Source organism: Streptomyces sp. NPDC019890 (genome assembly GCF_044903445.1).
GTDB lineage: Bacteria > Actinomycetota > Actinomycetes > Streptomycetales > Streptomycetaceae > Streptomyces.
In genome coordinates this window covers 25,446-44,067 of record NZ_JBJDQK010000006.1, presented here as the reverse complement: position 1 = coordinate 44,067, position 18,622 = coordinate 25,446, and the positions used below count along the sequence as shown (strand labels likewise).

Genomic DNA, 18,622 nt, shown 5'->3' with positions numbered 1-18,622 from the left:
GTATCGATCACACGCGCGAGGAGTAGGACATGACCGCCGCTGGGACCCCCGTCGCCGTCGTCACCGGAGCCAGCAGCGGCATCGGCGCCGCCACCGCACGCCAACTCGCCGGGGCGGGGTACCACGTGGTCCTCACGGCCCGCCGCAAGGACCGCATCGAGGCGCTCGCCGGCGAACTGAGCGGCGCGGGACACCGGGCCACCGCGTACGCCCTCGATGTCACCGACCGTCCGGCCGTCGACGAGTTCGCCGCGTCCCTGGAACGCTGCGACGTCCTCGTCAACAACGCCGGCGGCGCCCTCGGCGCGGACCCCGTCGCCACCGGCGACCCCGCCGACTGGCGTCAGATGTTCGAGGTCAACGTCATCGGCACCCTCAACACCACCCAGGCCCTGCTCCCGGCCCTCACGGCGAGCGGCGACGGCACGGTGGTGGTCCTCTCCTCCACCGCGGCCCACTCCACCTACGAGGGCGGCGGTGGTTACGTCGCCGCCAAGCACGGCGCCCACATCCTCGCCGAGACCCTCCGTCTGGAGATCGTCGGCACCCCGGTCCGGGTGATCGAGGTGGCTCCTGGCATGGTCAAGACCGAGGAGTTCGCCACGACCCGCTTCCGCGGCGACGAGGAAAAGGCCGCGAAGGTCTACGCGGGAGTGGCCGAGCCGCTCACCGCGGACGACGTGGCGGACACCATCACATGGGCGGTCACCCGCCCCTCCCACGTCAACATCGACCTCCTGGTGGTCCGACCCCGCGCCCAGGCCTCCAACTCCAAGGTGCACCGCGAGCTCTGAGGCCGGCCCCCGGACAGGGCTGACGCGGATGCGGCTTCGGCCGCCGTCGATCCCTCGACGGCGGCCGAACCGGATTCCTCGCGCTGTGTCAGAAGACGCGCACGTTGGGCGCGGTGTCCCAGCCCATGTCTGCGTTCGGGCCGCTGATCGAGCCGGCCCCGTTCCCGTGGTAGAGGAACAGCTGGAAGTTGATGGGCCGCATGATGTCCGACAGCCCGTCGCCGTTCACGTCACCGGTGGCCATGACCGGCTCGTCGGCAGGCCAGGCGTACGGGAGCTTCTTGCGCGTGCCGAAGGCGCCCTGGCCGTTGCCGGGGTACAGCCACAGCGCCCGCGCTCCGTCGCGGGCCAGCAGATCGGCCTTGCCGTCACCGGTCAGGTCGCCGGGCGAGGCAAGCCGGTTCATGACGTTCCAGCCGCCGCCGACCTTCTTACGGACGCCGAAGGCGCCCTTGCCGTTGCCCGGGTACGTCCACAGCGCCCCCGCGGTGTCGCGGGCGAGCAGATCCCGGCGCCCGTCGCCGGTCAGGTCTCCGGCCGCGCTGATCTCACGCATGGTGTTCCAGCCCGCGCCGACCTTCACCCTCGTACCGAAGGTGCCGTCGCCCCTGCCGGGGTAGAACCACAGCACCCCCGACTTGTCGCGGGCGAAGAGGTCCTCCCTGCCGTTGGCGTTGTAGTCGCCGTGGCGGACGAGCTGGGTCATGGCATTCCAGCCGCCGCCGACGAGCTTCCCCTTCGTGACCCCGTTGGCGTCGCCGATGCCCGACAGAAACCACAGCCGGCCGTCGTCCGCGCGCTCCAGGACATCGGCGCGGCCGTCGTTGTTCAGGTCGCCGAACTGGGCGACGGCGGGCAGCCCGGCGGGCCGCTTGGTCTCGGGCTGCTGGTACCAGTCCATCCATGGAACGCCCTGGAAGGCCTCGTACTCGGTCGTGGTGACTCGCATGGAGCTGATCTTGTTGTCGAAGCGGTTGTCGAATGAGCCGTTGCCCAGGTCGACCGGGCCGTTGTGCGGACTCACGACGACGAAGTCGGGATCGCTGCCGTAATTGGGCTGGGGGTAGAGAGTCGCCCACAGGCCGCTGTTGTTGACGACCGACGAGATCCTGTCGTTCCACGTGCCGAGCGTGGGCTGGGAGGACGAGAAGTACTTCATTTCGCCCGTGTAGCCCGCGCCCGAGAAGACACAGAACTTGCCGGCGGGACAGCGGGCGGAATTGTCCACGGCGGCCGCATTCGGGGCCGCGGTGACGAGGGTGGCCAGCGACGCGGCGACGGCGACAGCCGTGCCGAGGGCGCGCCGGCCCAGGGTGGATCCGAGCATGAACCGAACTCCGTTCGATGCAGAAGACTGATCAGAAGACAAGGTGGGTCGCCTGGACCGAGGCGAGCGTCTTCGGGGCCCCGAGGCCACCGCCCGCCGCGCCCGTCCCCGGGTACACGCGGAGGGAGCTCCGGCCCGGCGCGTGCGCAACCAGGTCCGGCCGCCCGTCACCCGTGACATCACCCAGGCCGGCCAGCTCGGTGAGCCCGTTCCAGCCGCCGGTCCCGATGAGCTTGCGGGCGCCGAAGGTGCCCTTGCCGTTGCCCGGGTAGAACCACAGCTTCCCGGCGGTGTCGCGGGCCACGAGGTCGGCCCGCTTGTCGGAGTTCATGTCGCCCGAGCCGACGAGCTCGTTCATGACCTTCCAGCCGACGCCGACCTTCTGCCGCGCGCCGAAGGAGCCCCTGCCGTTACCCGGATACGTCCACATGGTGCCCGCGCTGTCGGCGGCGAGCAGATCGGCCTTGCCGTCCCCGGTCAGGTCACCGGCGGCGACGAGGTCGCGCATGGTGTTCCAGCCGCCGCCGATCCTGGCTCTCGTACCGAAGGTGCCGTCACCCCTGCCGGGGTAGAACCACAGCACCCCGGCGCTGTCCCGGGCGAACAGATCCTCCTTGGCGTCCCCGTTGTGGTCGCCGTGCCGGGTCAGCTTGTTCATGGAGTTCCAGCCGGCCCCCAGAAGCCGGGTCTTCCCCGCGCTCTCGTCGACGTGGGACGTCCACAGCTGCCCGAACTTGTTGCGGGAGAACAGATCGGCGTACCCATCGCCGTTCACATCACCGAAGGCGCCGCCGACCGGCAGCCCGGCGGGCCGGGGCCTCGGCTGGTTGTCCCACTGGTAGACCGCGAACCGGCTCTCGGTCCCGCAGAAATCGTCCGCCTCGGGACCCAGGTCGATGGAGCTGACCGCGTTGTCGAGGTCAGGCGTAGCGCTCTCGTCGAAGGACACCTGCGACGGGTAGTAGTGAGTGGCACCCCACGGGTCGAGCCCCGGCTCGGGGTAGAAACACACCGGCCAGTCCGTGTGGTTCGCGAACGAGCTGATCCGGTTGTCCCAGGCCCCGAGCTTCAGCGTGCCCCCGTTGACGACCAGCATCTCGCCCTGGCCCAGCGGTTCGCTGAACACACAGAGCTTGCCCCAGGCACAGCGGTCATACCCGCTCGATGCCTGGGCCGGCACGGTCGCGACGGTGGCGACAAGCCCCGCGGCGGCACCGGCCGTGAGCGCGCCACGAACGACGCGCGAAGAGAAGGAACGCACTCAATCCCCCCAGGATGTGCGCAATTTTTCGAGTACGTGTTCTCGAAATGATCGAATGAGTGGATCATAGCGAGCCCCGGACCGTCATCGGCCCGGGGCTCGTCAGTCAGGTGAAGTCGAGAAGCGCCGCTTCGCCGCGTTACGGCTCATCCTCCGACCCTCCTCGTGCGAGGCGGAGTTGAACGACGCCTCGTTCCCGAGCCCCTTCACGATGTACGCGCCGGTGCCCATCGAGCCCGGAATGATGCCGAAGTCCCCACTGCCCGCCCGCGAGGAGCAAGCCGACCACGATCCCGACGGAAACGAGCGCCTCCCGGGGTGCCACCAGCACAATCAATGACGTCTGGTGCGAGCGGTCGGCTCCATGGAGCGGACCTCCGGCTTGTCATGGTGACTGCGGCTTCTTGGGAAGAGTCAGGGCCGAGGGGGCCAGTACCCACAGCAGAGCCCGGCCGGTCAGCGGGGTCGTGGCGATCAGGGTCAAGTAGACCTCCGCCGTCGAGCCCTCGGTGGTAACTGCATCGAGGTCGCCGGACAACTGTGACAACAGGAAGAGGACGGCATCGACGACGAGCCAGGAAGCGAGGTTGGCTCCGATCCACCAGGTCCAGCGGCTGGTGACCTTGCGTAGCACCAGCGACTGCGACAAGCCGAGCAGAGGCCCCAGGGCCAGGGACTGACTGGCAGCCAGGAGGTAGGCAGTCGACACGTCTTTGTGGGAGTTCTGGGCGTCGATCACAGCAGGCATGATCACCAGCAACCAGGCCAGCAACGAGGGGCCGACATTGGCCGTGATCCACGCCCTGCGGGGGACAGGCGCCCGCTCACGGACGACGAGCCACTGCAGCACTCCCAGGACGACGCCGAAGAGCACGGCCCCGAAGGTCGCGATCAGCAGCGCCACGAGAGCGTCGTTGTTGGAAAGAGTCAGATGGAGCACGTCGTTGCCCAGGGACGCCAGCACAAAGCCAACGGTCAGGATCGTGACAAATGCGATCGTGTTGTATGCGATCCACAGCCAGTACAGGCGGGTATTCCATCCACTCGGCGAGACCGCCGCATAGCCGGAACCGGAAGCGGCCATCGTCCAATCCTCCGGTGTTGTCAGCCTGTCCAGAGCGGATGCCTTCAGTGTCAACGGGAAACGGGGCCGCCAGGCCGGTGACCTCGTGGTGCGCGTGCCGCACGGCACCGGGATCAAGCGGGAGAGTGACTGCCCTCCAGCAGGCGCAGGAGCGCGGTCGCGGCATCCGGTGGGAGAGGGGAACCGTGGACAGGAATTCCCTGGCGCCTCCCCCGGGTCAGGCCGCGGGCAGCTCCTCCGCGGGTAGCCGGCCTGCGCGCACCGCGTCGACCAGGGCCTGGTGGTCACGCTCGTTCTGGTCGGCGTATGCCTCCGCGAATGTGGTGAGTGCCCGGTCGAACGAGTCGCCGCTGCCCAGATACGCGGCGATCGCGATGCGGTCGCCGGACCGCGCGTGCGCACGAGCCAGCGTGACCCCGCACAGTTCGCCGAACGCCTCCATGCCCTTCGGCCGCATCTTCTCCGGCACGGCGATGCCCTTCCAGTCGCGCAGCTGCCGGACGTAGAAGTCGCGCTGCTTGCCGTCGATCCCCTCCACCCGTTCCCAGCCGAGGAAGATGTCGCTCGCGGCCTGCATCAGCCGCTGGCCCGAGACCACCCGCTCGCCCTGGTTGCGGTACCGGCTCGCGCCGACGTGCGCGGCGAGCACGGAGGTGTCGGCCTCCTTGGCCTGGAGGAAGAGTGGGTCCTGGCCGTTCCGGCCGAGAAGCAGGAAGATCCAGCATCGGGTGCCGACGCTGCCGACGCCGACCACCTTGCGGGCGACGTCTCCCAGTCGGTAGTCCGCCAGGAGCGCGCGCCGGTCGGAAGCCAGAGTGCTGCCGTACCGCTCGATGAGACCGCGGAACTGGCGCTCGAGGGCGCTGCGCTCGAGGTCCGGCAGCAGGTCGCCGATCGGGACGAGCAGTGGGGGGTCCGCCGCGATCCTGGGCCGGCCGTCGACCGTCTCGGTGAGTTTGTCGAAAGCCTGCAGGGTGTCGCGGGTACGGGCCTTCGCCATGGCGCGGGCCAGGGCCTTCTGACCGTGCTTGTGAAGCCGTCCCGGGGCCAGAGTCTCGAGGATGTCCTGGTCGATCTTCGCGTACCAGACGTCGAGGTTGCCCGTGCCCGCGAAGCGGATCATCGCCTCGCGGTACGAACGGACCGTGGAGGTCACGATACGGGCGCGCTCCGCGTCGTCGAAGTCGTTCGCCCGCGCCGCGATGACGAGACTTGCCGAGAGCCGCTTGACGTCCCACTCCCAGGGGCCCGGCAGCGTCTCGTCGAAGTCGTTGATGTCGAACATCAACTCTCGCTCCGGTGAGGCAAGCAGACGGAAGTTCAGCAAGTGCGCGTCCCCGCACAGCTGGGCCGTGAGTCCCGAGACCGGGCTGTCGGCCAGGTCGCCCGCCATGATCGCGGCGGCGCCCCGGTAGAAGCGGAACGGGGACTCCATCATCCGGCCGTAGCGGATCGGGACGAGTTCGGGCACCCGTGCCGCGGACTGCGCCTCCAGGATCGCCAGCGGGTCCGGCCGGTCAGGAGACGGCTTGTATTCGGCGTGGCCCGACCGCGGCGAACGGCGCCGCGCCTCCTTGCCGAGGGCCGCGCGTTCCTCGGGCGTGGCGTGGGGAGCCGCGCGCATCGCCGTGGTCGCTTTCTGGGTCATGGAAGGCCCTCCTGCCTGGCCCCGCGGCCGTCGGTACGCCCGGCAAAGGGCACGGCGGCCAGAACGGCTCCGTCGCCTCCTCCGATGTCGGCCGCGCCGAACACCGATGCCGGGTGGGGGTCTGCACTCAGCCCTGGGCCTCGATCTCGGCATCCGCGACAGCGATGGCGATACCGAGTGCTTTGGCGATGTTGCCTGCTGCCGTCATGACGTGGGCGGTGCCCACGATGGGCGCGATGGCGACCAGGACGTCCTGCAGCTGGTCGGCGTTCAGGCCGGCCTTGAGGGCGGGGTCGATATGGGTCACGTAGGAGATCGGCGGAGCATCCGAAGCAGCGAGGGCCGCGATACGCGTGAGCAAGAGCATGTCCGGGGCCAGCCCGCACCGTTCGATCGAGTCGACCGTCATGGCAGCGAGGGTGTCCAGGACAGGAGTTCCAGATGCAGTGGACATGTCGCATGCCCTCCTGGTGTGTTTTCGAGCCCGAGTGAGGGTGGCGCCAGAACGGATGTCCGCCGGCGTCGGGATTCCTCTCAACCCTAGAACCCATCCGGGTCCCGCGCGCGGGGACGCATGGTCGGCCGCGGTATGGGGGGACGGCCAGGTCGGTGATCACCGGCCTGACGGCGGCCCGCAGCCACCCGGGTCGACGGTGGCGGCCCGGGTGCGACAGATCCCGCCCGGCTCAGCGCAGGCGTCGCGGGCCGCTGTGCTGTTAGAGCGCGGCGAGGAAGATGAGGAAGAACGGAAGCACCAAGCCGTCATTGAGGCCGCTCTCGACGTTGAGCCCGTGGCGCACGAGGGGCGGGACACGGGGGCTGGAGCTGGCGGTCTTGCCGAGCGCCGCATCGGTGGGGGCAAGGACCGCCCCGAGCAACGCGAACTCCCACAGGGTCAGACCCGGAATCAAGGACCACCCCAACAGCCACCCCGCTCCGATACTCAACGGCAGTCCGACGGCCAGCAGACGCAGGGGCAGGAAGCGGCCGTGCGCAGGTCCCGTCGGCGCGCGGTCATCGCGTCGGTGAAGAGCAGGAGGGCCAGGGCAGCCTCGATCAGCGTCAGCACTGGGCCTGTGTCGTGGCCCAGGTCGAGAACGTCCAGCCCGATCGGCCCGATGAGCACCCCGAAGCCGGTGAACACCATCGGAGCCGACACCGGCGTCGAGGCCAGGCGGCGCGAGAACAGCCCGTAGCCGGCGGCAACGGCAGCTCCGGTCCAGGCGTTGCCACCACTCATGACGTCCCACTCTCCCTGTCGCAACGCACGAAGCCGTGACCGTGGAACGGGAGAGAGAGCGGGCTGTGTGGAACCGGCTTGCCTCGCAGCTGCTCCTGTACAGGGCATCGGAGCGTCGGGCGGCAGCCCGGGCCGACTGCCGCCGGTCGCGCGGATCAGAGATCAGTGTGGCGCGAGGCCGGATCCCGAGTACGGCACCGACACACGTGCGCAATCAGATCGACCGCCACCTCACGCAGCCGCAGACCATTGAGCGCGCGTCCGCTGTCCTTGGAGCGAACCATCAGGTCCCGGCGCGCCCTTGGGGAAGCGGAACGGGCTGCCTGCGACGCCGCCCATCGCGGCGGATGCGGATGCAGGAACCGGCATCCCGCCGGCTTAGGAGCGCGCCATCCGACGGCCTGACCACGCAGGCCTCGCCCTCATGCGCCGACTCGACCAAGCTCGCGCCAAAGAGCCCCGAACTGCTGAGAGTCCGGGGCTCATCGACCAGGTGGCGTCTTGGACCTCAGCCCTTGACGCAGATGACCTGCTTGAGCTTCGCGACGACCTGCACCAGGTCCCGCTGCTGCTCCATCACCTTCTCGATCGGCTTGTACGCACCCGGGATCTCATCCACGACGCCGGAGTCCTTACGGCACTCCACACCCCGCGTCTGCTCCTCCAGGTCCTTCGTCGAGAAGCGCCGCTTCGCAGCATTACGGCTCATCTTCCGACCCGCCCCGTGCGAGGCGGAGTTGAACGACGCCTCGTTCCCGAGCCCCTTCACGATGTACGAGCCAGTGCCCATCGAGCCCGGAATGATGCCGAAGTCCCCGCTGCCCGCCCGGATCGCCCCCTTGCGGGTCACCAGCAGGTCCATGCCTTCGTACCGCTCCTCCGCCACATAGTTGTGGTGGCAGGAGATGACCGGCTCGAAGGTCACCTTCGCCTTCTTGAACTCCTTGCGGACCACGTCCTGGAAGAGCCCCATCATGATCGCGCGGTTGTACTTCGCGTACTCCTGCGCCCAGAACAGATCGTTCCGGTACGCCGCCATCTGCGGGGTGTCCGCGATGAAGACCGCCAGATCCCGGTCGACCAGACCCTGGTTGTGCGGCAGCTTCTGGGCCTCGCCGATGTGGAAGTCCGCGAGCTCCTTGCCGATGTTCCGGGATCCGGAGTGCAGCATCAGCCAGACCGAACCCGACTCGTCGAGACAGAACTCGATGAAGTGATTTCCGGAACCGAGCGTTCCCATCTGCTTCGTTGCCCGCTCCTGACGGAACTTGACCGCATCGGCCACCCCGTCGAACCGGCTCCAGAAGTCGTCCCATCCCGCCGCCGGAAATCCGTGCAGCCGCCCCGGGTCGACCGGATCGTCGTGCATCCCGCGGCCGACCGGAACGGCCTGCTCGATCTTCGAGCGGAGGCGTGAAAGGTCGCCCGGCAGATCGTTCGCCGTCAGCGACGTCTTCACCGCCGACATCCCGCAGCCGATGTCGACGCCGACCGCCGCCGGGCACACCGCGCCGTGCATCGCGATCACCGAGCCGACCGTTGCGCCCTTGCCGTAGTGGACGTCCGGCATCACGGCCAGACCCTTGATCCACGGCAGCGTGGCGACGTTCTGCAGTTGCTGCATCGCACCGCCCTCCACCGTCGAAGGGTCGGTCCACATCCTGATCGGGACCTTGGCGCCCGGTACCTCTACGTACGACATACTCCCTCGATTCCCCCGAAACACCATCAAAAGTCTCAAAGCGCAAAAGCCGGTGCCAAGGTCAGTAAAAGGCTCGACGGACCGGCATCCACGGCTGCGTGTGCGATAGACATTGTGTCCATCGGCTGCCATCGAGCGGCAACCGTTTTTCGCTCGCGAAGGGAGCCTGGGACCGTGCAGCGAAGGGCGCGAAAGGCGTACGTACCCGGCCTGGCGGCGCTCCTTGTCGCTCTCGTCGCCGGCTGCACCGCCGACAGCGGAACCGAGGGCTCCGCCCCCGACTCCAAGGCCGGCGGCACCAAGACCGCCGCCGCACCTCCGGGCAAGTACCGCACCCTCCGCGAGCCCTGCGGCTCCATAGGGCGCTCCACCCTCAAGGATCTGCTGCCAGGCGCAGCCGAGCTGCCCGACGACCAGCAGCAGAAGATCTTCCGTGGGACCGCCGACGTCACCTACGACACCGACCGCCGCGTCGGCTGCAGCTGGCATGCCGACTCCCCGGACGCCTCCCATCACCTCACCCTCGACTTCGAGCGCGTCGTCTCGTACGACACGGCGGTCAGCGACGACGACCGTGCGCAGGAGGTCTTCGCCACCAAGCAGGCCGCGGCCTCGCTGCCCGCCCCGCCCGACACCGGCCCCGAGAAGGGCCAGGGGTCCTCGCCCTCCACCACCCCCTCGCAGTCGAAGCCACCGACAGCATCGGCGCCTCCCACGGGCACTCCGTCCGGGTCCGGTACCCCGTCCGGCTCCGACCCCCTCGACGGGCTCGAACCCCGCGTCCTCGACGGCCTCGGCGACGCCGCCTTCCTCAATGACGTCCTCGACGGCGCCGGGGCCGGCTCCACCGCCCAGCGCCGCACCGTCAGCGTGGTCTTCCGCACATCCAACGTGATCGTGACCATCGTGTACGTCGAGCAGCCCGCCCGTACGACGGAGGTCCCGGACAGCAAGGAACTGCAGGAAAAGGCCCAGAGTCTGGCCGGCAGGCTCGCCGAGGAGTTCAGCGACTGAGGGGGCCGGCGGACGGGCCGCGCAATTGCGTACGTATCCGGAGACACACCCGCGGTCGTGCCGAGTCCGCGTACCGTGGCCTGGCCGACCGGAGAGACCGTACGACAATCGACTGATCGACTGAAGGAACCATGCACCGTTCAGCCCCGCGACTCACTCGCCTTCTCGCCTGCGCAGCCGTCCCGGTGATGCTCGTCGTCGCCGGCTGCTCGTCCGACTCCGACAGCGCCAAGAACTCGAGCACGGACTCGTCCTCCTCCGCCTCCTCCCAGAGCGGCCAGAAGCCGGCGAAGGTCGAGCCCGCGAAGTACGCCAAGCTGCCCGACCCCTGCAAGTCGATCGCCACGAAGACGATCACGAACCTGGTGCCGGAGACGAAGGTCAAGACGGGCACGGCCGGTCGGTCCTCCGACACCACCAGCCGCGGCAGCTGCTCCTGGAACGGCCTGGACGACAACGGCGTCAAGGGCTCGCAGTACCGCTGGCTCGACGTCTCCTTCCTCCGGTACGAGTCCGACGCCTCCCTCGGCGTCAGCGGTGAGAAGCGCGCCCAGGACAACTACGCCAAGGAGATCGCCAAGACGCAGGCCACCGAGGGCGCGAAGAAGGTCCGTACGTCGCCCGCGGGCGTCGTCGGCGATGCGGCCACAGCGATCAGCTACGAGTTGAAGAAGACGGGCGAGGACTTCACCTACGCCACGATCGTCACGCGTACGGACAACATCGTGATCACCCTCACCTACAACGGCACGGGGTACGCGGGCGCCGATTCGCCGGCCTCCGCCGACCTGATGAAGGGCGCGGTGGCAGCGGCGAAGGAGGCCGTGGCCTCGGTCGGCGTCGCCAACAAGTAGGCGTCAGGGACCCGGCACGCAGGCTCGCACGGACGGCATCTTGGCCGCGATCAGGTCACAGGACGGCCGCAAGTAGGTTCCGTTCACAGTCTGTTGACGGAGCCCGCCGCTCCCGGAGCGACGGGCTCCGCAAGCATGTGCCAGGCTGTGCCCCGCTGGATTCAATAACGGGAGGGGATCGCGGGTGGCCGCGATGCAGCTTTCACGCACGCACCGAATACTCATCGGGCTCGTCGTCACGGGCGCGGTGATCATCGCCGCGATCGGCTTCGCAGGGTCGTACGCCGCCGTACGCGAGCTCGCCGTGCGGAAGGGCTTCGGCGACTTCTCCCTGGTCTTCCCCATCGGCATCGACGCGGGCATCTGTGTGCTGCTCGCCCTCGACCTGCTGCTGACCTGGCTACGCATCCCCTTCCCGCTGCTGCGCCAGACCGCCTGGCTGCTCACGGTCGCCACGATCGCCTTCAACGGCGCGGCGTCCTGGCCCGACCCGCTCGGCGTCGGCATGCACGCCGTCATCCCGGTGCTGTTCGTCGTCTCCGTCGAGGCGGCACGGCACGCGGTCGGCCGGATCGCGGACATCACGGCCGACAAGCACATGGAAGGCGTACGCCTCACCCGCTGGCTGCTGTCCCCCATACCCACCTTCAAGCTGTGGCGCCGGATGAAGCTGTGGGAACTGCGCAGCTACGAGCAGGTCATCAAGCTCGAACAGGACAGGCTGATCTACCAGGCCCGCCTCCAGGCCCGCTTCGGGCGGTCGTGGCGGCGCAAGGCTCCGGTGGAGTCGCTGATGCCGCTGCGGCTTGCGAAGTACGGCGTGCCGCTTGCGGAGACGGCCCCGGCGGGGCTGGCCGCGGCGGGCGTCGAGCCGGTGCTGCTGCCGCCGGCGCCGCAGCAGGTGCAGCAGCAACAGCAGGTGCAGCAGCAACAGCAGCCCGAGCTGCCGCCGGGGCAGGAGTGGCCCGCGGAGACGTACGAGCAGTACGCGGAGCAGCCCGTGCCGCAGCCCCATCCCGCGGAGAACGCCGTGACCAACCACGAGAGCCCGTGGTTCGCAGCGCCGCATGTGCCGCAGGAGGCGTATCAGGAGGCGTACGAGAGCGCCTTCAACCCGACGTACGTGGAGGGCCTGGAGCCCACCCCGGTACGCGTACCCGCGGGCCCCGGCCGCACCCGCCCCCTCGGCGGCATGGTGCCCGGCCCGCGCGTCGAGGCGGCCCCGCAGCCCGAGCCGGTGGACGTCCCCGGCACGCCGGGGCCGGCGGAGGACGAGGAGTTCGCCGAGCTGGCGTACCCGGTCTTCCGGACGTATGTGGAGCAGCACGGGGACTTTCCGAGCGCCGATCAGCTCGACATACACCTGAATGACGGGCATGGCGTCCAGCACCCGCGCAGTGCGGCGCTGTTGCGCCGGCTGATCCCGGCGTTCAGAAACCGCTACCAGGCGGATCTCGAGGCGGAACACATCGCGTAGCCGCGCGTCGTAGCTGGGGGCTTCGCCCCCGGACCCCCAGTCCTCAATCGCCGGACGGGCAAGTCACCGGGGCCGTGGTTGCCGTGGGCCAGGGGGCGTTGGTGGTTGCTGTCCGGTGGGTGATTTCGCAGGCGAACCGCAGCGGGCCCGGGGCGGAGCCCCGGAAATCAGCCCCGCGGCGACTGAGGCGCCTGTTCCGGGGCGGAGCCCCGGAACAGGCGCGAGGCCTACGCGCCCAGCAGCTTCCGGACCCGGTCCGCCCCCACCGCCAGCAGCAGCGTCGGCAGCCGCGGCCCCGTGTCCTTGCCCACCAGCAGGTGGTACAGCAGCGCGAAGAACGACCGCTGCGCCGCCTTCAGCTCCGCCGTCGGCTTGGCGTCCGGCTCCAGGCCTGCCATCACCTTCGGCACGCCGTAGACCAGCGTCGTCAGACCGTCCAGGGACCAGTGCGTGTCCAGCCCCTCGAGGAGCAGCCGCAGCGACTCCCGGCCCGCGTCGTCGAGCGAGCCCAGCAGCTCCGCGTCGGGCTCCGAGCGCACGACCGTCCGCGCCTCCGCCGGGACCTGCGTGGTGATCCAGTTCTCCGCGCGGTCCAGCCTCGGCCGCACCTCGTCCAGCGAGGACAGCGGGTTCGCCGGGTCCAGGTCGCTCAGGATCCGGATCGTCTGCTCGTCGTGCCCGGCCGTGATGTCGACGACCGACGCGAGCGTCCGGTACGGCAGCGGCCGCGGCGTACGCGGCAGCTCACCCGCCGCGGTCCGCACGGCCCGCGAGTACGCCGCCGCGTCCGCCGGCAGCGCGCTCCCTTCCGCGACCTTGGACTCGAGCTTGTCCCACTCGTCGTACAGCCGCTGGATCTCCTGGTCGAAGGCGATCTTGAAGGACTGGTTCGGCCGGCGCCGCGCGTACAGCCAGCGCAGCAGCGGCGCCTCCATGATCTTCAGCGCATCGGCCGGCGTCGGCACGCCACCGCGCGACGACGACATCTTCGCCATCCCGGAGATCCCGACGAACGCGTACATAGGGCCGATCGGCTGCTCGCCGCCGAAGATCCCGACGATCTGCCCGCCCACCTGGAAGGACGACCCGGGCGACGAGTGGTCGACACCAGAAGGCTCGAAGATGACGCCCTCGTACGCCCAGCGCATCGGCCAGTCGACCTTCCAGACCAGCTTGCCGCGGTTGAACTCGCTCAGCCGGACCGTCTCCGCGAAGCCGCACGCCGTGCAGCTGTACGTCAGCTCGGTGGTCTCGTCCTCGTACGCCGTGACCGTCGTCAGGTCCTTGTTGCAGTTGCCGCAGTAGGGCTTGTACGGGAAGTACCCGGCGGAGCTCGTGCCGTCGTCCTCGGCCGCCGCGCCGGAGCCCTCCGCGGCCTCCAGCTCGGCCTCGTCGACCGGCTTCTGCGACTTCTTCGCGGCGCCCGGGGCCTTCTTCGTCCGGTACTGCGCCAGGATCGCGTCGATGTCACCGCGGTGCTTCATCGCGTGCAGCACCTGCTCGCGGTACACACCCGAGGTGTACTGCTCGGTCTGGCTGATGCCGTCGTACTCGACGCCCAGCTCGGCCAGCGACTCGATCATCGCGGCCTTGAAGTGCTCGGCCCAGTTCGGGTACGGGGACCCCTTGGGCGCGGGCACCGAGGTCAGCGGCCGCCCGATGTGCTCGGCCCACGACTCGTCCACGCCCACGACGCCCGCCGGCACCTTCCGGTACCGGTCGTAGTCGTCCCAGGAGATCAGGTGCCGGACCTCGTACCCACGCCGCCGGATCTCGTCCGCGACCAGGTGCGGGGTCATCACCTCACGGAGATTGCCCAGGTGGATGGGGCCAGAGGGGGAGAGTCCGGACGCGACGACCACCACCGGAGCGGTAGCGACTGAATGTTTCGCCCCAGGCGCACGTCGCTCCGATTCGGCGATGACATCGTCCGCGAAGCGGGAGACCCAGTCGGTCTCGGTGCTGCTCTGAGCCACGGTCGGCACGTCCTTCTTTCTCGAGAATTCTCGAAGCTTGGCGTAAGCCATTCTCCCAGACGGAACGAGGCCGTCCGAGGTTGCCCGTTTCCGGGGAGGAAACCTGGAGAGAGAGGCTGCTCGCCCATGGGACACTTGACAACCGATATAGCCCTCACCAACAGGAACGGAAGCTCATGGCCTCGGTCCCTTCCCTCGCTTCGACCGTGCAGCAGCGCCTCGCGGACGCCCTCTCGGCAGCCCTGCCGGAGGCCGGTTCCGTCGACCCCCTGCTGCGACGTAGCGACCGGGCCGACTTCCAGGCCAACGGCATCCTGGCGCTCGCCAAGAAGCTGAAGGGCAACCCGCGCGAACTGGCGGCCAAGGTCACCGACGCGCTCCCGGCCAATGACGTGATCAAGGAGATCGAGGTCTCGGGCCCCGGCTTCCTCAACATCACGATCACCGACGAGGCGATCGTGAAGACGCTGGCCGCCCGCGCCGCGGACGACCGCCTGGGCATTCCGCTCGCCGAGAACCCCGGCACGACGGTCATCGACTACGCCCAGCCGAACGTCGCCAAGGAGATGCACGTCGGCCACCTGAGGTCCGCTGTGATCGGTGACGCGGTCGTGCAGATCCTTCAGTTCACGGGCGAGCAGGTCATCCGGCGGCACCACATCGGCGACTGGGGCACCCAGTTCGGCATGCTCATCCAGTATCTGATCGAGCACCCGCACGAGCTGGACCACAAGAGCGGCGAGGAGGTCTCCGGCGAGGAGGCCATGTCGAACCTCAACCGGCTCTACAAGGCCGCCCGTGTCGTCTTCGACTCCGACGAGGAGTTCAAGACCCGGGCGCGGCGCAGGGTGGTCGATCTCCAGGCGGGCGACCCGGAGACCGTCTCCCTGTGGCAGAAGTTCGTCGACGAGTCGAAGATCTACTTCAACTCGGTCTTCGAGAAGCTCGACATGGAGATCAACGACGCCGACGTCGTGGGCGAGTCCGGCTACAACCACATGCTGGACGAGACCTGCCACCTGCTTGAGGAGTCGGGCGTCGCGGTCCGCTCCAACGGCGCGCTCTGCGTCTTCTTCGACGACGTCAAGGGCCCGGACGGCAACCCGACCCCGCTGATCGTCAAGAAGTCCGACGGCGGTTACGGCTACGCGGCGACCGACCTCTCCGCGATCCGCGACCGCGTCCAGAACCTGGGCGCGGACACCCTGCTGTACGTCGTGGACGCGCGCCAGTCCCTGCACTTCAAGATGGTCTTCGAGACCGCGCGCAGGGCCGGCTGGCTGAACGACAAGGTGCACGCCGCGCAGCTGGCGTTCGGCACGGTGCTCGGCAAGGACGGCAAGCCGTTCAAGACCCGTGAGGGCGAGACGGTACGGCTGGTGGACCTGCTGGACGAGGCGATCGAGCGGGCGACGGCCGTCGTGCGCGAGAAGGCCGAGAAGGTGGGCCTGGCCGAGCAGGAGATCATCGAGAACGGGCGGTACGTGGGCATCGGCGCGGTGAAGTACGCCGACCTGTCCACCTCCGCCGTGCGCGACTACAAGTTCGACCTGGACCAGATGGTTTCGCTGAACGGCGACACGTCCGTCTATCTCCAGTACGCGTACGCCCGTATCCGGTCGATCTTCGGCAAGGCCGGCGACCAGAAGCCCGCGGCCCACCCGGAGCTCGAACTGGCCCCGGCGGAGCGGGCGCTGGCCCTGCACCTGGACCAGTTCGGGGAGATGCTGGCGGAGGTCGCAGAGTCGTACGAGCCGCACAAGCTGGCCGCGTACCTGTACCAGCTTGCGTCGCTCTACACGACGTTCTACGACCAGTGCCCGGTCATCAAGCCGGCACCCGCGCAGGAGGTGGCCGAGAACCGCCTCTTCCTGTGCGACCTGACCGCGCGCACGCTCCACCAGGGCATGGCACTCCTCGGCATCCGCACCCCCGAGCGGCTCTGACGCTTGAAGGGGGCCCTCAGAGGCCCCCTTCAGGCGCGCTCAGTGGTCCCCTTCAGTCGCGGCTCAGGAAGACGACTGCTCGACCCACGCGCTCTTGTCCTGCCAGTACCCGTACTCGGTCCGTCCCTTGGTCGCGCTCGTACGGAACGGCTTCCCGCCGTCGTCGACACGTACCGTCCCGCGCCGGTCCCCGCTGCTCCAGTCGAGCTCCAGGTACCAGCTGACGTCGTGTCCCTCGGTGTGCAGGTCGAGGTTGAGCACCTGCGGATCGTTGGACGCGACCTTGTACGGGAAGTCCTTGGCAGGCACGACGGTGTCGCCGTCCTGCCCCGCCACGGGCTTCACCAGCGGATGCGCGGCGTCCAGGTCGATGTCGAAGGTCTGCGGGGTGATGCCGCCGCCGCAGCCGTCACCCATCGAGTACGCATTCCAGTCGAGGGGTGCGCCGCGCTCAACGACCCGTAGGTGCACGGCATTCAGCACCACCGAGTCCGCGGTCTTGCCGGTCGCGGTCAGCTGAAGCAGCATGTGGCCGCCGTCCACTCCGCCCAGCGCGCGGGCCCAGCTCCGGTGGTCCTGCGGCGCGGGCGGCGGCGGGACGGCTTCCGGCGCCTGGTCCAGGAGGTAGTACTGGCCGCAGGGCGAGTCCCAGTTGTACGAGCTGACGCCCACGCGCAGCGGTACACCGGCGGTCGTCGGCGGCGTGGTCGCGCGAGTGGGCGAGGGTGAAGCCGACGGGCTCCCGCTCGGCGATGCGCTCGGGGAAGGGCTGCCGCTCGGCGAGGCGCTCGCCGAGCGGGACGGCACCGTGACCGAGGGCGCGCCGACGACGGCTCCGGACTTCCCCTTGCTGTCGTGGTCCGGCCTGCCGGTGTAGGCCGCGACGAGCGCGACCGGTACGGCAAGGGCGACAACGGCGCCCGCGGCGAGGGTGATCCGCATCCGCTTGGGGTCGCGGGTGCGCGGCGCGGAATCGGCATCGGCATCGGCATCCGGCACAGGCTCCGACGGAATCTCCGGTTCGGCTGTCACCGCCGCCTCCGGCACCGCCCCCTCGGCCCGCGCCCGCCGCCGCGCCCCGTCCGCCACGATCCAGCGCCGGTGCAGCTCCACGTGCTCGTCCGGCGTCGCCGCGCACAGCCGCGCAAGCCGCTCGACGGGCGCGTACTCGGTAGGGACGGCGTCCCCGTTGCAGTACCGGTGCAGCGTGGACGTACTGACATGGAGCTTGCCCGCCAGCACGCCGTAGCTGCGTCCCGAGCGGTCCTTGAGTTCCCTGAGCAGGGCCGCGAACTCCTCGGCCTCTGGCGTCGCCACTGCGGTGTTCCCCCTCGTGAGCCCCGTGGACTGTCCCGGAACGCCGTTCCAGGGACGCGATGTCCTGCCAGGTCACAGTACGCGGAAGCGTTCCAGCATCCCCAATGGTTCAGGGGCTGTTGCGGCTCGAATCCACCGCCGCCCAGTCTTTGATCAATGCGAAACCGCATCCGCAACAGCCTCGTCGATGCCGTGGCCGTGCTCGTACTGATCGCGGCCACCGCGACCGTCACGGCCCTCATCTGCCACTACTGATCCAGCACAGATCGATACGGGGAGAACCGAACACCATGCGCAAGACCGTCATCGCCGCCACCGCCCTGCTGGCCGCCCTCTCGCTGAACGCCTGCCAGTCGTCCGACAACAGCCCCAGCAAGCCGGACGCGGCTGCCCCGTCCAGCCCCGCGGACATCCCCAAGACCCCCGCCGCGGACAAGAGCGGCAAGACCGATCAGCCCTCGGCGGGCGCCAAGCCCACACCCAAGGGTTCCGACAACGCGGGCGGCAACGGCAAGGCAGGCGAGAAGGGCAAGGCAGGGGACAGTGGCCCCGTCACCGCCGCCTGCATCGGCGCGAACACCAAGGTCACCGTCACCAAGGTGTCCCGCCCCATCAACCACCTGCTGCTCACCATGACCAACACGGGCTCGAAGGCGTGCAACGCCTACCACGCACCGCTCCTCCGCTTCGACGATGCCCAGGCAGTCACCCAGATCATGGACTCCAAGCCGCAGGCGGTCGTGACCCTCTCGCCCGGGGAGTCCGCGTACGCCTCCATCCTCCTGTCCAGCGGCGACGGCAGCGGCGGGAACGGCCGCACGGCGAAGAACCTCGGCGTCTTCTTCGCCCCGCGCAATGGATCAGGCTCGACCAACACCCCGCCCGACGAGCTGAAGCTCCCCGCGGGCACGTACATCGACGACAACGCGAGCGTCAGCTACTGGCAGAGCACCATGGACGATGCGCTCACCTACTAGGCCGC

General features: G+C 69.1%; 16 protein-coding genes and 1 pseudogene. 6 read left to right on the top strand and 11 right to left on the bottom strand.

The window, feature by feature from the left end:
• The first annotated feature begins 29 nt into the window (after nucleotides 1–29).
• Nucleotides 30–794, top strand: coding sequence for an SDR family NAD(P)-dependent oxidoreductase (locus tag ACI2LP_RS17740; protein WP_404725445.1), 765 nt, complete (start codon nucleotides 30–32; stop codon nucleotides 792–794).
• Nucleotides 795–882: 88 nt separating this feature from the next.
• Here ACI2LP_RS17740 and ACI2LP_RS17735 read toward each other — a convergent pair whose 3' ends face one another.
• The 9 genes and pseudogenes from ACI2LP_RS17735 to ACI2LP_RS17695 all read right to left on the bottom strand — a co-directional run bounded on the left by ACI2LP_RS17735 (nucleotide 883) and on the right by ACI2LP_RS17695 (nucleotide 9,056).
• Nucleotides 883–2,121, bottom strand: a complete 1,239-nt coding sequence (locus ACI2LP_RS17735; protein ID WP_404725444.1) for an FG-GAP-like repeat-containing protein — start codon at nucleotides 2,119–2,121, stop codon at nucleotides 883–885.
• 31 nt (nucleotides 2,122–2,152) lie between these two features.
• Nucleotides 2,153–3,382 carry an FG-GAP-like repeat-containing protein gene (locus tag ACI2LP_RS17730; RefSeq protein WP_404725443.1) on the bottom strand — a complete coding sequence of 410 codons (1,230 nt, stop codon included), beginning with the start codon at nucleotides 3,380–3,382 and terminating at the stop codon, nucleotides 2,153–2,155.
• 114 nt (nucleotides 3,383–3,496) lie between these two features.
• A pseudogene (locus ACI2LP_RS17725) lies at nucleotides 3,497–3,715 on the bottom strand (RtcB family protein); the annotation flags it as partial.
• A gap of 52 nt (nucleotides 3,716–3,767) precedes the next feature.
• Nucleotides 3,768–4,466, bottom strand: a complete 699-nt coding sequence (locus ACI2LP_RS17720; protein ID WP_404725442.1) for a hypothetical protein — start codon at nucleotides 4,464–4,466, stop codon at nucleotides 3,768–3,770.
• A gap of 217 nt (nucleotides 4,467–4,683) precedes the next feature.
• On the bottom strand, nucleotides 4,684–6,114 hold the full coding sequence (locus ACI2LP_RS17715) for a DUF2252 domain-containing protein (protein WP_404725441.1): 1,431 nt from the start codon (nucleotides 6,112–6,114) through the stop codon (nucleotides 4,684–4,686).
• A 127-nt stretch (nucleotides 6,115–6,241) separates the two neighbouring features.
• Nucleotides 6,242–6,568 carry a carboxymuconolactone decarboxylase family protein gene (locus ACI2LP_RS17710; protein WP_404725440.1) on the bottom strand — a complete coding sequence of 109 codons (327 nt, stop codon included), beginning with the start codon at nucleotides 6,566–6,568 and terminating at the stop codon, nucleotides 6,242–6,244.
• 262 nt (nucleotides 6,569–6,830) lie between these two features.
• Nucleotides 6,831–7,025, bottom strand: coding sequence for a hypothetical protein (locus ACI2LP_RS17705; RefSeq protein WP_404725439.1), 195 nt, complete (start codon nucleotides 7,023–7,025; stop codon nucleotides 6,831–6,833).
• A gap of 32 nt (nucleotides 7,026–7,057) precedes the next feature.
• Nucleotides 7,058–7,354, bottom strand: coding sequence for a hypothetical protein (locus ACI2LP_RS17700; protein WP_404725438.1), 297 nt, complete (start codon nucleotides 7,352–7,354; stop codon nucleotides 7,058–7,060).
• Nucleotides 7,355–7,862: 508 nt separating this feature from the next.
• Complete coding sequence (locus ACI2LP_RS17695; protein ID WP_404725437.1) at nucleotides 7,863–9,056, bottom strand: RtcB family protein; 1,194 nt, start codon at nucleotides 9,054–9,056, stop codon at nucleotides 7,863–7,865.
• 174 nt (nucleotides 9,057–9,230) lie between these two features.
• On the opposite strand from ACI2LP_RS17695, the gene ACI2LP_RS17690 reads away from it, so the two are divergent.
• The 3 genes from ACI2LP_RS17690 (at nucleotide 9,231) to ACI2LP_RS17680 (ending at nucleotide 12,401) form a co-directional block, all read left to right on the top strand.
• Nucleotides 9,231–10,070, top strand: coding sequence for a DUF3558 domain-containing protein (locus ACI2LP_RS17690; protein WP_404725436.1), 840 nt, complete (start codon nucleotides 9,231–9,233; stop codon nucleotides 10,068–10,070).
• 131 nt (nucleotides 10,071–10,201) lie between these two features.
• A complete protein-coding gene (locus tag ACI2LP_RS17685; RefSeq protein WP_404725435.1) occupies nucleotides 10,202–10,924 on the top strand; it encodes a DUF3558 family protein in 723 nt (240 codons plus the stop codon).
• Between the two features lie 184 nt (nucleotides 10,925–11,108).
• The gene (locus ACI2LP_RS17680; protein ID WP_404725434.1) at nucleotides 11,109–12,401 is read left to right on the top strand and encodes a DUF2637 domain-containing protein; all 1,293 of its coding nucleotides are present in this window, start codon (nucleotides 11,109–11,111) and stop codon (nucleotides 12,399–12,401) included.
• A gap of 227 nt (nucleotides 12,402–12,628) precedes the next feature.
• Here the strand turns inward: ACI2LP_RS17680 and lysS are convergent, their stop codons facing one another.
• Nucleotides 12,629–14,386 carry a lysine--tRNA ligase gene (lysS, locus tag ACI2LP_RS17675; protein ID WP_404725433.1) on the bottom strand — a complete coding sequence of 586 codons (1,758 nt, stop codon included), beginning with the start codon at nucleotides 14,384–14,386 and terminating at the stop codon, nucleotides 12,629–12,631.
• A gap of 167 nt (nucleotides 14,387–14,553) precedes the next feature.
• Between lysS and argS the strand changes: the two genes are divergently transcribed.
• Complete coding sequence (gene argS, locus ACI2LP_RS17670; protein WP_404725432.1) at nucleotides 14,554–16,323, top strand: arginine--tRNA ligase; 1,770 nt, start codon at nucleotides 14,554–14,556, stop codon at nucleotides 16,321–16,323.
• A gap of 63 nt (nucleotides 16,324–16,386) precedes the next feature.
• Here argS and ACI2LP_RS17665 read toward each other — a convergent pair whose 3' ends face one another.
• Entirely contained in the window at nucleotides 16,387–17,640 is a 1,254-nt protein-coding gene (locus tag ACI2LP_RS17665; RefSeq protein ID WP_404725431.1) for a helix-turn-helix domain-containing protein, read from the bottom strand.
• Nucleotides 17,641–17,930: 290 nt separating this feature from the next.
• Between ACI2LP_RS17665 and ACI2LP_RS17660 the strand changes: the two genes are divergently transcribed.
• A complete protein-coding gene (locus ACI2LP_RS17660) occupies nucleotides 17,931–18,617 on the top strand; it encodes a DUF4232 domain-containing protein (RefSeq protein WP_404725430.1) in 687 nt (228 codons plus the stop codon).
• The last annotated feature ends 5 nt before the right edge of the window (nucleotides 18,618–18,622 follow it).